Below are 17,272 nucleotides of genomic sequence, written 5' to 3' on the forward strand. Positions count from 1 at the left end.
TTTATATTCCCAACCGCTGGCGCAATGTGGCGCAGAGTTCACTTACAAACGGAGGTTGCAGCATGGTCAGATGGCTACCCTGTGCAGGAAGCAGCGTCACGGTGCCCGACGAGACGTCATCCCAGCCGCGGTACTGACCTTGTGCGGCGTAAATACTGTCCTCAATTGCGTAATAATCGATGTCGATATCGGCGGCTGTTAAGCGGGTGTCATACTTTGAGTGTTTAATATCGATCAGATAACCCAGGTAACGGCCAGCCATCTCATCCGTAATTCCTTCCGGCCGGATCTTGCCGATCGCCATCTGGTCCAGCAGGTAATCTTTACGACTGGCCGGCGTTAATGACGCCAGCAACGTGCTATCCAGCGATAATCCATCAGCTCTGAAATCGTTGACCAGCGCCTCCCACGCCAGACCGTCCCTTTCCTCTTCTGAGGCGAGCACGGGCAACTCAGAGTCAAATACCCCCAGATAATCGACCTCATAGCCTTGACGGCGCAGTTGAACGGCCATCTGCCAGGCGATACTGCCACCGAGCGACCATCCCAGAATACGGTAGCTTCCCGTCGGCTGCTGGCGCAGCAGGAGGTCAACATAGTGGTTTGCCAGGCTGTCAATGGTGCTGAGTTCGACATCGCCGAAGATAGCGGGCGCCTGCAGCCCATAACACTGTGCGTAATCCACCAGTTGACCCGCAAGGGCGGAATAGCAGGTAGCTATGCCACCTTCTGGGTGAACGCAGAATATCTTGCGCGGACTTGACGAGTTATTGAGCTTCACGACGACAGAGGACTCGGGAACACTTATCGCCCGCATATCAAGCGGCTGGATGGCATAGCTCTCCAGTTCATTAATGCTCTGGTGCCGAAAGAGATCTTCAAGCGTGAACGTGAAACCACGACTTTTCATTTTATTAAACAGCCTGAACATAACAAGGGAATTTCCGCCCAGGCTGAAAAAATTGTCGTGGATGCCAACCTGACTGATATCCAGTGTATTTCCCCAAATTTTGCAAAGCTGCCTTTCCCGGTCATTGCGCCCGGCGACGTAATTCGTATCGGACGTCATTACCTGCGTGATATCGGGAAGCGCGTTACGATCCACCTTACCATTAGGCGTCAGCGGCAGTGCATCAAGAAAGAGGTAATGATGCGGCACCATATAATCAGGAAGCCGTTGCGATACACCTTCTCTGAGAGATTGGATAAGCCACTCTTTGTCAAAATCGGCGCGCTGATGCGCCTCGGGCGTTAATACGATGCAGGCAATCAGCATCTCTTTATAGCGGGTGCCAAGCCTGACCGCCGTATCGCTGACCCACTCCTGCAACAGCAAAGCGCTTTCGATCTCCCCCAGCTCGACCCGATATCCACGGATTTTTACCTGGCTGTCGCTGCGCCCAAGTACCGTCATTTCCCCTTGCGCATTCCATTTTGCCATATCGCCAGTGCGGTAGAACCGGGCCTGCCCTGTCAGCACAAATGGGTCAGAAGTAAACCGCTCAGCCGTCAGATCGGGGCGTTTGTAATAACCGCGCGACAGGCCATCTCCGCCGATGTACAACTCTCCGATGACCCCGGCCGGCGACAGCTGTTGCTGCTCATCCAGTATATACAAAGCCGTGTTGGCGACCGGCCGACCGATAACGATCTCGCGTTCAGCGCTATGGATTTGCCCCGCAGTCGACCAGATCGTTGTTTCCGTTGGCCCATACATATTCCAGAAAGACCCCATATTTTCACACAGCGCCCCAGCCAGCTCACGGCTAATGGCTTCGCCACCGCACAGCACTTTGAGACGCTGATGTGTATGCCAGAAAGGGCTTTGCTGCAGCAGTTTCCAGGTGGCCGGCGTCGCCTGCATGACCGTAATCTGATGTGTTAACAGCATCGCACTCAGGATCTCAGCGTTACGGCTATCCTCTTCTGCACAGATAACAACCCGTCCCCCGCAGCTCAAGGGCAAAAAGAGTTCCAGTACGGAGATATCGAAGCTTATCGGCGTCACCGCCAGCAGGCGATCCTCCTTGCCAAATCCTGGCGATCGCGCCATCGAGCGGAGGAAATTAACCACCGAACGATGCTCAATCATGACCCCTTTAGGGTTGCCAGTAGAACCCGAGGTATAAATGATGTATGCCAGATTACCGGGAGAACACGTGGCTGGATCCGGATAACGATCGGCTTCAGATTCGTCGATGAGCAATGATTCATCCAGCATCAGCACCTCGTTTTCCGGGCCGGCTGGCAAACGCGCAGCAAGTGACCGCGTGGTAAGCACCAGCCTGACACCTGAATGGGACAGCATATAGGCGATACGCTGTTCCGGATAGCCGGGATCGAGCGGCAGATAGGCTGCCCCCGCCTTCAGAATCGCCAGCAGACACACCAGCATATCGGCGCTGCGCCGGCAATATAAACCGATGACCATATCAGGGGTGATATTGTGTCGTTGCCGGAGCTGATGCGCCAGGCGATTAGCTGATACATTCAGTTGCCGGTAGCTGATGCACCGATTATCGAAAACGGCAGCTACCGCGTCCGGCGAACGCAGGCATTGCGCCTCAAACAGCTGGTGCAGGCAAACCTCGAGCGGTTCGTCCGGTCCGGATCGGCCGATCCGAACAATATTTGCTGCCGCCTGTGAAGACAGCAACGGAAGCGCCTCGACTCCGCAGTCCGGCGCAGTCAACACCGCGCGGATCAACGTCTGATAGCTCTCCAGCATCCCTTCCATAACGTAGCGTTCGAACAGGCACGGGTTATACAGCCAATCGATCTGAAGACCGCTGTCGCTTTCCGTTACGCTGACGTCCAAATCCATTTTTAGTAGCGCGGTCTGATTTTCCATCCGCGTTACTATAACGTCAGGGAGAACCGCCACCGCCTCCTCATTGTTCTGCAAGGTAAACAGAATTTGAAACAGTGGGTTGCACTGGTAAGTGCGCAGCGGATTGAGCTGCTCCACCAGCATATCGAACGGCACGCGCTGATGTTCATATGCCTCGATGATAGTGAGTTTATTGTCCCTGAGCAGGGTCAGAAACGACACATCGGGAGCGACGGGCGTTCTGACCAGCAGCGTATTGACGAAACAGCCGATATTGTCGTAAAAGCGTTCGTCATCACGCCCTGAAACCGGGAAACCGACCACAACATCGCGCTCATTGCTGTAGCGTGAAACCAGCAGAGCAAAGACGGTTTGCAAAAAAATGAACAGAGTGACGTTATGACGCTGACAAAACGCGGCGATGTCGTCGCGCAGCAATGGCTCGAGCCTTAACGTCAGTTTCTCCCCCAGAGACACTTTTTTATCTCTGCCGCCCAGAATAGCCGGCAGGCTATGGCAAAGCGGCAAAGCGGCCAGTTTGTCGCGCCAATAATGCAGGGATTGCTGCATGCCATGAGAGGAAAAATAACCCTTCTGCCAGTTTGTATAGTCCGCATACTGGAATTGTAGCGGCGCGGGCGGCTGCACATCCCCGCTTGCCAGACAGCGATATAACTGGCAAAAATCCCTGACAAGCACGCCCATTGACCACCCGTCGGAGACAATGTGTGGCAGAGTAAATAGCAGGACGGCATGTTCCGGCTCGCATTGCATTAAGGTGATTCGCAGCGGGATATCCCGCTGCAAATCGAAGGCGCGCAGCGCTTCAGCCCGGCTACGCAGCCAGACCTGTTCATCCCGATCCTGACCGGAGTAATCACTCAGATCCTCATAGGTTATCTCCGGGTAACGTTCGTGATGAACATCCGCACGAAGCTGCTGATTTTCCGCCTGAAAAGTGGTTCTTAATACCTCATGGCGTTCAACCAGCGCGCGGATAGCGCCCTCGAAAGCGCGGCGGTCCCATTTCCCTTTAATATCGATCTGGTTCGGCATGTTGTAAGCGCCAGACTGCGGATCCATTTGGTGCAACAGAAACAGCCGTTGCTGCGCATAGGACAGCGCTGACCGCTCCTCCTCCGTAACCGGAACTGGCTCATCGTCGCTCCCGTTGCGCTGCTGCGAAAACAGAGCGATCAGCGCCAATTTGTGCTCTTTTACGCTGGCGACTAACCGCGCATCGGTGATTTTTTCCGCTGACTTCAGCTTTAAACGATCGTTCTCTACCGAGATTTTGATGCGATGCGTGTTGCAAAAATGCACTATCTCAATGATATCCATCATCATTAAAACTCCATCTCAATGCTGGTGTTGTCGCTGTCGTCCACCGTAGCTTCGGCGTTGCCGGCCAGCGCCCGAAGCAACTCGGCCTTCCGTGCCCAGTAGTCAGGGGTCGGGTGCATGAACAGTTCTTTGACGCTTGCTTGCATACTCAGCGTTTTATTCATGTCGTTTACCAAACGCATCGCCATAAGCGAATGACCACCGACGTTGAAAAAATTGGCATCCATGCTGATGGCATCGATAGTGAGGTGCGCCTGCCACAGCGCGGCGACCTGCTGCTCCAGTGGCGTGACTGGTGGGACGTTTTGCACACCAGCGGGCATATGCAGCCGGTAATCCGGCAGCGACTTGCGATCAATCTTGCCGTTCGACAAGTGCGGCAACATCGTCAGCAGAACAAAATACGAAGGCACCATGTACTGCGGCAAATTCGCCATCAGCAGCGAGGTCAACGCCTCGACGATAGCGCCATACTGCACGGTAAGTTCGGCTTCGCTGCTATTCTTGAGGCTGATATAAGCGATCAGCTGCTTATCATCCCGGCCGTTTTCCACAACGGCAATCACAACCTCATTAAGGTCAGGATAGCGCCGCAGGATGGCTTCGATTTCACCCAGCTCAATGCGGAATCCGCGGATTTTCACCTGATGGTCAACGCGGCCCAGGAATTCAATATTTCCCTCTTTCTGATAGCGAGCCAGATCTCCGGTGCGATACAGGCGGGAATAGCCATCGTCGAACAGGTTGTCCATAAACGCCTCCGCCGTTTTCTGCGGGTTATTGATATAACCCGGGCCTACGCCGATACCGGAAACATAAAGTTCCCCTACGGTCCCCAACGGCACCATTTTTCTCCGGCTGTCGAGAATATACATCCGCATATTCACCACCGGTCTGCCTATCGGCATATTCACAACGTCCTGCGCCGGCGGCGTCACTATCGGATAGTGCGTAATATCGTCGGAACACTCCGTCGGACCATAGGCATTCAGGATCGGCACCTGCGGGAAAAGAGTCAGCCACTGCCTTGCCAACTGCGGCGGTAAGGCTTCGCCAGTCGGTATCAGCCAGCGCAACCGGGCGAGTTGATGACGGATTTCCGGCATCTCTTCCAGTTGATTCATCAACTCTTTAAGCAGCGAAGGCACCAGTTCCAGAATCGTGATGCCCTGCCCGGCTACGGTGGCAATCAGGCGATTCGCATCCAGCGAAATGTCATCCGGGCAGAGGCAAACACAGCCGCCGAACGCAAGCGGAGACAGGAATTGCCAGATCGAAATATCGAAGCACTGGGAGGCATTCTGGGCCACGATATCCTCCGCCGTCAGCGACAAATCGCGCATCTTGGCGTAGACGTGGTTGATTAGCCCGATGTGCTCCACCATCGCCCCTTTCGGTGTGCCCGTGGAGCCAGAGGTAAAGATGATGTAGGCCAAATCATTCAGATCGTAACTGACGCCGGACGGTAGCTGCGTCGAGTCATGCAATTGAAGGTCATCGATCAGAAGGATCCCGGGGAAAGACGGTACCCCGTCGGCTATTCCACGCAACGAGGCCAAATGGTCACGTTCGGTGACCACCATACGGCTATCGCATTGTGCCAGTATGGTCCTGACACGATCGCCGGGATGATTGACATCCAGCGGCAGGTAGACGGCGCCAGCTTTAAAGATCCCCAGCATAACCGTCAGGAAATTGATGCTGCGATCGGCATAGAGCGCGATGACGTCGCCGCGATTCACACCCTGCTGCTGCAATGCGCTGGCAATCCGGTTCGCCTCTTCCGCCAGTTGCCGATAGTTACGCCGCTGCGAGCCTTCAATAACGGCGATGCGGTCCGGCGTTGCCGCCGCTTGCTGGTCGAGCAACTGGTGAATGCCCATTGCGCTCGGCAACGCGTGGCGGGTATCGTTCCAGCGGTGCATGATGTTGTGATGCTGCTCTGCGGTCAGAAGTGATAAATCCAGCCAGCTGGCATCGCTGTCGGTGGCTATCGCTTTCAGCACGCACTGATAGTAATGACGGACGACGTCCACCTCCTCACCGCTAATGCGGCTGGCATCATAATGCAGACTCAGCGCGACCTGCCCTTGCTGCGTATCCCGGCTGAACTCGGCGCGCAGCGGGTACTCCGTCTCCAGCACCGAATCGAGATGCGCCAGCGCCTGGCCATGCCGGGCCATGGTTTCCTGACTCACGTGGAAATGCACATAGTTGAAGACCACGTCGAACAGCTCACCGATACCGTTATCCAGCCGCATCTGCGCCATGGGGTAATGGCGATAAGGCATCAGCGCAATTTCCTCATCGAACACCTGACGTACCAGATCTTTCCAACTGCCCGGCAACAGATCCAGCCGGAACGGCAGCGTGTTTAAAAATAGCCCCAGCGTACGTTCTGAATCGGCCATTTCCGGCCGACCGTTTTGCTCCAGCCCGGATACAACGTGGTATTGGCCGCTGATAAAGGCAAGTACGCGCATATGGGCCGCCAGCAGAATGACTTTCACCGGGACACCCATTTGCGCCGACAGTTCCAGCACCCCCTCAGAGATGCCGGGAGCAAGTTCGACATCTGCATAACAAATCGTATTGTCTGAATTCGCACCGGTGAATGGCAGTGGTGTGAAGGTAAAATCAGTCAGTTTATCCCGCCAGTAGTCACGATCTTGATGACGCGACAGGGCGGCCATTTCCAGAGCGACATACTCTCGGAATGGCAGGACAGGCAACCGGTATTTTTCAGCCAGAGGCTGCCCCTGCTGCAAAGCAAAATAACGTTCGAAGATCTCGGCGGACAAGGCGTTGATGCTCCAGCCATCCAGCATGGAATCATGAAAACTGAGCGTGAACTGATAGCAATCGTTCGAGAGCTGATGAATAAAGTAACGAATTAATGGCGCCGTCCAGTCAAATTCATGCTGTTTTTCCTGCACCAGAAAATCATCCAGCGCCTGCTGCCGCTTTGCAGGCGACAGCGCGCTCAAATCCACCCACTCCAGCCCGTTGCACTGTCCTGCGCGTACAATCTGCAACGGTTCGCTGAATGTCGACCAGTCAAAACAGGTACGCAGTATCGAATGCCGCTGCTGCACTTCACTCAACGCCTCCGAAAACGCAGAATAATTAAGCGTCTCCTCCACCGTATAAATGACAATATCGTGATACATCGCGCGGCCGGAGGCGAGCTGGCTTTCAAGCACCAACCCTTTTTGCAGCGTCGTTAGTGGATAGGCTTCTTGAATATCTTCCGGTAGCTGGCGCCTGTCTTCATCGCTCAACAGCGTCGTCGGACCGATCAGCATCGTGTCGTCCTGCGGCGGCTGTCGGGAGTCCAGACAGGCCGCCAGCCGATCTACCTGGGGATATTGGTAAACATCCTGAATGCTAATGCGCAGACCTTTGCTTCGACATTCGGCCACCAGAGCGATACTCCGGATGGAGTCGCCGCCCAGCGCAAAGAAATTATCCCGCACGCTCACTCTCTGCGCCTCGAGCACGCGGGCAAAAATCTGCACCAGCGTCCGCTCCATTGTCGTCGATGCGCTGACAAACCCGGTAACGGCCGGAACATCGTTAACAGGTATCGCTGCCAGCGCCTTGCGATCCGCTTTTCCGTTCACCGACAGCGGAATGCTGTCCAGCTCAATGAAATGGGCTGGGATCATGTATTCGTTTAGCCGCTCGCTCAGAAATGCGCGCAGCGCATCAACATCGCCGACGCCTGTGACGAACGCCACCAGTTGACTGGCGTGATGCTGCGACTTAACCAGTACAACGCCGTGCGCTCCGGGCTGGAATCCGGCGATATGATGTTCTATTTCCTGCAACTCAATGCGGAATCCCTTGATCTTGACCTGATCATCGATACGGCCCAGATATTCGATTTCACCCTGCGGGTGATACACCGCCAAATCGCCGCTCTGATAAACACGTTCCTCGTTAAACAGCGGATCGGAGATCAGGAAGAATTTCTCTCGGGTAAGGTCGTCACGGTTACGATAGCCGCGTGCCAGCCCTACTCCGCCGATATACAGTTCACCCGGACATCCCTGCGGCATCGGCTTTCTGCCATCATTAAGAATATAGATGCGGAGGTTATCGATCGGGTAGCCAATCGGCACCGTTCTGGCATGGGTAATATTTCGCGTATCCCAAAAGGTAACGTCAATCGCCGCCTCAGTCGGCCCATACAGGTTGTGCAACCCCGTTTCAGGCAGCATCTGATGAAATGCCTCGACCACATCCGTCGAAAGCGCTTCGCCGCTGCATATGACATGCCGTAATGTGGTACAACGGCGGCATTCATCGATACTCAGGAACGCCCGCAGCATAGAAGGAACGAAATGCATGATGGTGACACGCTGCGAGACAATCACATCCACCAGATAATCCGGGTCTTTGTGACCTTGTGGTTTAGCAATAACTAACGATGCACCATGCGTCAACGGCCAGATAAATTCCCACACCGAAACGTCAAAGCTGAATGGCGTTTTTTGCAAAACCACATCATCGCTGGCAAGCGGATATGCTTTGTCCATCCAGGCGATACGGTTAACCAACGCGGCATGTTCCACCATCACGCCTTTGGGCGCACCGGTAGACCCGGAAGTATGGATAACATAGGCCAGATGCTGCGGCGTCAGGCCAAGTCTGGCCTTATCGATATTTTCGGCGCAATAGCTCCGTAACATCAGAATCCTGTCGGCATCATCTATAACAAGTTGCCCGCTATCCACCAGATAAAGTTTGGGTGCGATCTCCGCCGAGGTAATAACCCGGGATATCTCAGCCGAGGCGATCATCGCCTGCAAACGCTGAGACGGCGCTTCCGGGTCCAGCGGTACGTAGGCGGCCCCGGCTTTAAGCGTGCCGTAAATGGCGACGACCATGTCCAGCGAACGCTCAAGGCACAGTCCGACCAGACTATCCGCTCCGATACCTTGCTCCACCAGCCAACAGGCAAGCTGATTGGCGCGTTGATTAAGTTGCCGATAAGTCAGGATTTCATCGGCAAATGTCAGCGCCACTTTCTCCGGATGATTTTTTACACATACTTCAAACAGTTCATGAATACACAGACCGGGGTGGAACCCTTCAGGCGGGCGTTGCCTCTGCTGCAGGCTTGAATATTCATCATTCCCCAGAATGGCGTAGTAATCGGCAGCCCGCTCCGGCTGGAGAACCAGTTGCCGCAGCAGGGTGGAATAATACTGCGCAATACGCTGTGAAAATGCAGGATCAAACACCTCGCTATCCAGCTCAAGCAGCAACTCATAGCGCCGGGTAGAGATGTTCCTGGAAAATTGCGAGGCGAACGCATAGTTGGTTTCTGTAAACGACTGCTCCTTAATGAGTTCTAGCGAATCAGCCAGCTCGCTGTAAGTATGAAAGTGCGTAAAATTGAACAGCGATGATGAGAAATCCAGCGACGTGTCTTTCTGAATATTCGCGAGGGGGTAATAGCAATAATCCGCCATTGCCGCCAACTGACGCCGAACGTCGTCAATCAATTGGCTCCAGGGTGTATCGGCATCCAGCGTCATGCGCAGTGGCACCGAATTGAGGAACAGCCCCAGCGCGCTATCGCCCCCCGCGATGGCTGGCCGTTGATGAGTTACTATCGACGTCACCACGTCTTGTTTACCGTTCAGGAAGGCCAGCATAAAAAGATGTGCTGTCAGAAACAGAGTGGACTCAGGCACCTGTAACCGGCGCGCAAGCTGGACGAGCGCGTCGCCGACATCCTCCCCTATATCCACAGTCTGCAGCAGGATTTTGCCTCGTCCACTACGGTGCCACCAGGGCAGCGTTGCGCCATCCAGTGTCCGCCGCCAGTAATCCCGTGCTACCACGGATTGCGCCGCGGCCATCTCAGCCGCGACATAGCGGCTGTAAGGCAATCCTTTGGCCACCGTACCCGGCTCATGCAGCAAGGCTGCGCGATACAGTTTAAACAGTTCGCTATTGAACGATGCGACGCTCCAGCCATCCATAATTGCATGGTGGCAAGTCAGCGTGTAATTGATCGCTTCATCGCTCAGAACATGAACAGTGACTTTCCACAAGCGGGAGTCGTCATCGAACGCGCGGCATTTTTCCTTTTCCATCCAGGCGCTAATTGCCAGTTCCGCCTGTTCTGCCGGCACGTGACGTAAATCAAAACACTCCAGTTCCGGCTCGACTCCCGCCTCAACCACTTGCAGCATGGCGTCGCCGTTCAGCACAAATCGGGTGCGCAAAATATCGTGCTGTTCGACCAGCACGCTCAATGTCGCGAGGAAGGTGGGCTGGTGCCATGCAATGGCCAGTTGCAGCCCCATCATATCGTGATAGGTCGCTTGATCGCCGTCACGCTGATTATGGAAAACCATGCCTTTCTGCAACTGAGTCAGCGGATAAGCATCCTGCAAGAGTCGGGCGTCATGCAGCCCATCCAGCACCGCTTTTTCCCGCTCATTGAGCAGCGTAAATGGCGCTGGCCGTTCGTCGTCCACCCACGCCCCTCGTTGCTGTTCCATATGCTCAGACAGCCGGGCGATAGTCTGATGCACAAACACATCTTTGGCAGAAAGCGCGATACCGGCGTCTTTGGCCGCCACCACCATGCCAATAACAAGAATAGAGTCGCCGCCGAGGGCAAAAAAATTATCGTCAATGCCTACGCGAGTTACGTTCAGTGCGCGCTGCCAGATTTCACACATCTGCCGTTGTAGCTCGGTGTCCGGTGCAACAAAACTGTTCTCATAGAGCAGGCTGAAATCCGGTTTCGCCAGCAAGTGACGGGCTACCTTACCGTTGATTGTCAGCGGAATGCCTGGCGTACCGATAAACAGCGAGGGGATCATGTATTCAGCCAGTGTCGCGCTCAAATGCTGTCTCAGCGTCTGTTGTAACTGGCTGCTGCTCTGCCCGCTTTCCTCTACCACATATGCCACCAGCTGCGGTCCATGTCCTTCTGGTTCATAGACAATGACAACGGCTTCACGCACCTGCGGATGTTGTAGCAAAGCAAATTCGATTTCGCCAGTTTCGATGCGGAAACCGCGGATTTTTACCTGTTGATCGCAGCGGCCATGATAACGGAACTCGCCCGAAGGCAAGCGACTGGCTAAATCACCGGTACGATAGAGCCGCTCCTGTGGATTGAACGGATTGGGAATAAACCGTTCGGCGGTGATTTCCGGCCGGTTCAGATACCCTCTGGCAAGACCGCCGCCGGCGACGAACAGTTCAGCGACCACGCCATCCGGTACCGGCTGTAATGAAGTATCGAGCAGGTAGAGAGAAAGATCGTCGAGCGGTTTGCCAATCAGACTGCCGCGGCCGGATGCTATCTCTTCACGAGTCAGGTGCTTGCAGGTTACATGCACGGTAGTTTCGGTAATGCCGTACATGTTAACTAACTGGGGCTGCAGATCGCCATGGCGCAGTAGCCAGGGTTGCAAACTCATCAAATTCAGTGCTTCCCCACCAAAGATGACATAGCGTAACGCCAGGTTGCGCGGCTGCCTTTGGTCGGCGGCGATGAACTGATTAAAAGCGGTTGGCGTTTGATTAAGCACGGTCACTCCCTTGCTCGCCACCAGTTTGTAAAACGCGTCCGGATCTCTGCTTTGCTCCCGGTTGACCAGTACCAGTTTTCCACCGAATAGCAGAGCGCCCCAGATTTCCCATACGGAGAAATCAAAAGCGAAAGAGTGGAACAGCGTCCAGATATCCTGATGATGGAAACCGAATTTCTGCTCCGTGGCAGAAAACAGTCTCGCGACATTAGCATGGGTGATTTCCACCCCTTTCGGTGTACCGGTCGAGCCCGATGTGTAAATAACATAGGCCAGATCGTCCGGTCTGATAGCCGCTGGCGTAAATGCCGCCGACGCTATTGGCTGGTCGAGTGTGATAAGCAGGCGGTGTGTGCATTCAACCGGCGCCAGTTCCCGGGTCTGTTCCGTCACCAGACAGACATCGGCACCGGCATCCTGTGCAATGTAACGAGTACGAGCTTCAGGGCTGGCAGGATCAATTGGCACATAGGCGCAGCCTGCCTTAAGCACCGCCAGAACGCCGATAATCATCTCAAACGAAGGTTCCGCTACGATGGCAATCCGGGACTGAGGGAGAATGCCTGTGTCTGTGATGTGCCCCGCCAGATGCTCAGCCGCCGCATTCAGTTGCGCATAGGAAAGGGAAAGCTCTCCCAGCTCCAGCGCCGCCTTCTGTGGATATTTTTCAGCCTGACGATTAAAGAGACGATCCAGCGTCAACTCAGGGGTATAACACTGGCGAGCGGCGCAGGTGGCGGCAATAGTCGCCGCGGCCTCATCGGCATCGAGCAGCGGAATGGCACCAATGTTCTGTGAAGGATGACGACAGAGACTTTCCAGCACCCGGATGAAACTGCGGGACATATTTGCTATCGAGGCAGGGCTGAAAAGATCGGTTGCGTATTCCCATTTGAGCGCCAGGCCATCGTGATGGTGGCTCAGGGTCAGGACGATATCAAACTTGGCCGTATTGGTATGAATCTCCTCAATCTGGCACTGCAACCCGTTCAGATGAAGCAACTCCTCCCTCTCATCTTGATAAACAAAAACTATCTGAAGCAGCGGATTGTAACTCAGGCTGCGATCAACCTTCATCGTGTCGACCAGTTGTTCGAACGGGTACAACGAGTGAGCGATACACTGCTGGATCATGGCGCTATTATCGGTCAAAAACCGATCGAACGTATCGTGCGAACGGATTTCCGAGCGAATAACCAGAGTATTCACAAACAGGCCAATGAGCGTATTAAGTTCGCTACTCATTCGGTTATTGACCGGCGTCCCCACGACAATATCTCCCGCACCGCTGTAACGGTGCAGGAAAACGGCAAATATCGACTGTAGCACGGCAAAAATCGTCGTCTGGCTTTTCTCCGCGAGGGCGCTCACCTGCCGGCTTAACTCCGCAGGCAAACGGTCGTGATGCAATTTCCCTGCGGCTGACAGCGTTGCCGGCCGTACATAGTCCAGCGGCAGATCATGCAGCGTGGGCAGACCTCGCAGACGCTCATGCCAGAAGTCTTTCAGCTTGTCGCGCTGCGTATTCATCTGGGCGCGCTGGAAATCCGCATAGTCAGCATACTGTAGCGGCAAAGCCGATAATGGCGCCTCGGCGGCATTGGCTGCATAGTTATAAGCGGTACTTAACTGCTGGCAAAAAATCGCCATCGACACATTGTCGAAGGCGATATGATGCAGCGTGATAAACAGGCAGTGCTCTGTTTCCGCGACACGGGCCAGCTTTACCCGCAGCGGAATATCGCAGGCCAGATCGAACTCCAGCTCAGCGCTTTCCTGCGCCATTGCAGACAGAAGCGCTTCACGCTGCGAAGCAGGAAGCGCGCTCAGGTCTTCCCTCGACAGTACGACATCCGCCTCGGCATGAAGCACACCATAGTAACCCTGCTCGTCAAACCGGTAGGAGGTACGCAACACCTCATGGCATTCCACCAGCGTATTGATAGCACGTATCAATGCGGCAATGTCCAGTTGCCCTGACAGCCTAATCAAAGCGGTCATGTTGTAGCTTTGCTTATGGACGGATATCGTATCCAGCACCAACATCCTCTGTTGCTCGAACGTAACTGGCCTTCTTTCTTGTGCCGTACGACGCTTCGCTGCAGGCGTGTCGGACGCCATCACCGATAACGAGCGTTGGTAATTGCTCAACAAAGCGATAATGTCTTCACGATGTTCTATTATCTCAGCCTTTAACGCAGCGTTTAATTCGCCCTGACTTTTAAAAGCCAGACGCCCTTCATTTAAATAAAGAAAAACCCCTGACTCTTTCGCCTTATTGATAATATTGATAGCACTCATAGAAATCCTTCGGTATTAAATTGAGATAAAACAGGGTTTTCGTGATAAGTCATACAGTCGCGGATCAGGTCGATATTCATCGCCATCTCATGGACGGTGGGATAGTTAAAAATCAACTCCACGGGAAGAGACGCGCCAAAGGCATCTTTAATGAAGGCGTTAAGCCGTATGGCCAGAAGCGAATCACCGCCCAGGCTAAAGAAGCTGGTGTGAATATCCACTTCGTCCATCGACAATATTTCACACCACATTTTTTCCAGTTTTATTTCAACCAGCGTTACCGGTGTGAAAATGACGTCATCATAGTCAGCAGGCGTATTGAAAATCAGGTTAACATCGGTCTTTCCATTGGGAAGCAAGGGAAAATCAGACTTAACAATGATTTGTGCCGGGATCATATAGTCCGGCAAGGTTGAGCGCAGTCTGTTCTTGATGGTTTTAATCACCGTAGCCGGTGGACTTTGTTGTACCCTGGGGACAATATAGGCGACCAGACGTCCGTGCTCTTGCTCATGGCATTGATAATTAACCAGCGCATTCTTGACTTCGTCAAGTTCCAGCAGCGCCGACTCTATTTCAAGCAGCTCAACGCGGTGCCCCCTTATTTTCTGCTGGCTATCCTTTCTGCCAATATATTCTATATTTCCATCGTCACGAAAACGAACCAGATCGCCCGTGGCATAGCAACGTTCATTAACACCAGGCATAAAGTGTTTGACAAAAAACTGGCTGGCCGTGAGCCCGGCATCATTAATATAACGCCGGGCCAAACTCTCTCCGGCAATCAATAATTCGCCGATACTGCCAATCGGGTTCAGTTGTCCATGCCGACCGACAATATATGTTCGATTCCCAGGAACAGCGCGCCCAATGGGCACGGTTACGCCTGCAGGCGGCGCATCCCGTTTCACTTCATAGAGCGTACTGGTAATCACCGCTTCAGTCGGCCCGTATGCATTAATCACTCTGTCCGCGAGTCTGGCGGCCAGACACCGACGCAATACGGCACTGTAAAAACACTCGTTGCCAACGATTAATAATCTCAGCAGCGCATGAGGCCTGGCGACCGAATAAAGATTGAGAAATTCATTCACGTAAGACGCCGTCAGATCGGCGACGGTGATATGATGCTGTTCAATAAATGCGACCAGACTATCGACATCGCTCATCCGCAAATCGGCAAAATACACCGACGCACCGCAGGTTAAGGGAACAAAAAGCTGTTCCAGCGCCGCATCAAAACTTATCGACGCCGTATGAAGGCAGCGATCGGCGGCGTTAAGGCGATAGCAGCGGTTGATATCGATAATATGCCGGGCAAACGCGCCATGGTCCACTTCGACGCCCTTCGGTTTCCCCGTCGATCCGGAGGTGTAGATGACATACGCCGCAGCGCCCGGCACTAACGCTACAGTATCTGGATGAAGATCCTGATACTGCGCCTCATCGTCATCAACAGGCAGGTGGCAAAGCGAGAACTCGCGACAACCATGGCCAAGGTCGGTAAGACGTTCATATCCGGCCGCCTGGGTATCCGCCAGAAAAAAGCGGCTGCCTGACTGGGCGATCGCATACTGAATGCGCTCCGTGGGATAACGCAGGTCGACAGGAACGCAAACGGCGCCTGATTTCAGTATCGCCAAAATCCCTACCGTGGCATCGCATCCTGCATACGCGCAAAGCACAACCGGATCGCCGGAGCTTACGCCCTGCTGCCGCAGATACCGGGCTAACCGATTAGCCTGTCGATTAAGCTGGCGATAGCTCAGGCTTCGTCCGTCAGATTCCGCCAGCGCCATGGCATCGGGCGTCAGTGCCGCCTGACGTTCCACAAGCTGGTGCAGGAAAGCGGCCGGAGCCTCAGGTAAAACTGTTGTTGATTGATTGACGGCGAACTGTCGGATCAGCCGCAGTTCGGATTCGGGCAACATCGCGATCTGGCAGACATTATCCGTAATGGCGCGGCAGCAATTGTCAAAGAGGAACATCATTCTGTCCGCCAGTCGTTCCGACTCGACCGCATTGAAATACCTGAAGTTGTAGTCGAAATGAAATTCTATTCCCTGTTCACTTCCTGATTCCCATAGCGTGATATTCAATGGCGTATCGTCGTGAAAGTGGCTCAGGTAAAACATTTCGGATGAACGTTCACCAAATACGACGCCGCCGCCGACTTTGAGATAGTTGAAACTGACATCGAAAACGCTGCGTTGCTGATTCTCCCCGACAGCCAGTTGTGAAATGTGTCCGAGCGGGAAACGGTTATGACTGATACCTTGCTTCTGCCGTGCTTTAACCTGCATGGCAACGTCGAGAACGCGCATTTCGGCGGTGATGTCCAAATATATCGGCGTGATATTGGTGAATACGCCGATAACTTTTTTTTGCTCGCTGCCGCGTCGGTTGTGTACTGGAATACCAATAGCAACCTGATCGGCGTTTTCACTACGGAAGAAAGCGATGGCGATAGCCGCAGCGATCAGATGATAGAGCGTGAGTCCATACTCTTTAGCAACGAAAATCCAGTGCTGGTAATCCTGACGGCTCATATGGCGGATAGTACGACCGCTGGTTTTATCACCGCTTTCCTGTTCAGCCACGGAGTGAACCGGCTTCAGACTCATTGCTGCCACAGCGTGCAAACGTTCGGACCAGTATTGTTGATCCCTGCGGTATTTTTCGCCGTGCAAGTAATCATTATCGCTGATGGCAATATCGCGCCAGCTCAGACCGGTCGGTGGCTGTTCGCAGTTATAAATTTCGGCGAGGCGCTTAGTCCAGTTAATAAAACCGAAGCCATCGTTGATGATGTGGTGGGCAATCCCGACATACCAGCTTTCAGAGGCGTCCACCCTGATAAGGCAGGATGTAAATAATTCGCCATCGTCCAAATTAAAGGGTTTGGAAAAAGCGTGATTAACCCAATCCAGCGCTTTTTCTTTGCCCGCAGGATCGGTAGAGAAATCAACGATCGGCAACTGAATATTCCTCTTAGAGGAGATAGATTGCATTGGCTGCCGTAATTGACTGAATATTCGTATTCCAAAGGAATCAGAGCACTCAATAAGTTTCCCATGCGCCACTACCAATTTATCGACATCAATGTCGTGAAGCTTTATATATCCACCGATATTAAATTTAGGGCTGGAGATATTTTTAATTTGATCCAGATAGATATCCATCTGCGATAACGTCAGTTCAAATAAATCATTATTACATACCATCTAAACAC

The 17,272-nt window shown here is 53.6% G+C and carries 3 protein-coding genes; all 3 read right to left on the reverse strand.

Going from position 1 to position 17,272, the window contains the following annotated elements:
- Position 1: 1 nt before the first annotated feature.
- From A1830_RS13755 to A1830_RS13765, 3 genes are read right to left on the reverse strand one after another with little or no spacing between them, the layout of a single operon-like run.
- A complete protein-coding gene (locus A1830_RS13755; protein ID WP_067707031.1) occupies positions 2–4,177 on the reverse strand; it encodes a non-ribosomal peptide synthetase in 4,176 nt (1,391 codons plus the stop codon).
- Positions 4,177–14,040, reverse strand: a complete 9,864-nt coding sequence (locus A1830_RS13760) for a non-ribosomal peptide synthetase (RefSeq protein WP_067707035.1) — start codon at positions 14,038–14,040, stop codon at positions 4,177–4,179. Before A1830_RS13760 ends, A1830_RS13755 begins: the two co-directional genes overlap by 1 nt.
- Entirely contained in the window at positions 14,037–17,264 is a 3,228-nt protein-coding gene (locus A1830_RS13765; protein ID WP_067707040.1) for a non-ribosomal peptide synthetase, read from the reverse strand. Before A1830_RS13765 ends, A1830_RS13760 begins: the two co-directional genes overlap by 4 nt.
- Between the last annotated feature and the right edge of the window lie 8 nt (positions 17,265–17,272).

This window comes from Erwinia sp. ErVv1 (genome assembly GCF_900068895.1).
In the GTDB taxonomy this organism is placed as follows: domain Bacteria; phylum Pseudomonadota; class Gammaproteobacteria; order Enterobacterales; family Enterobacteriaceae; genus Erwinia.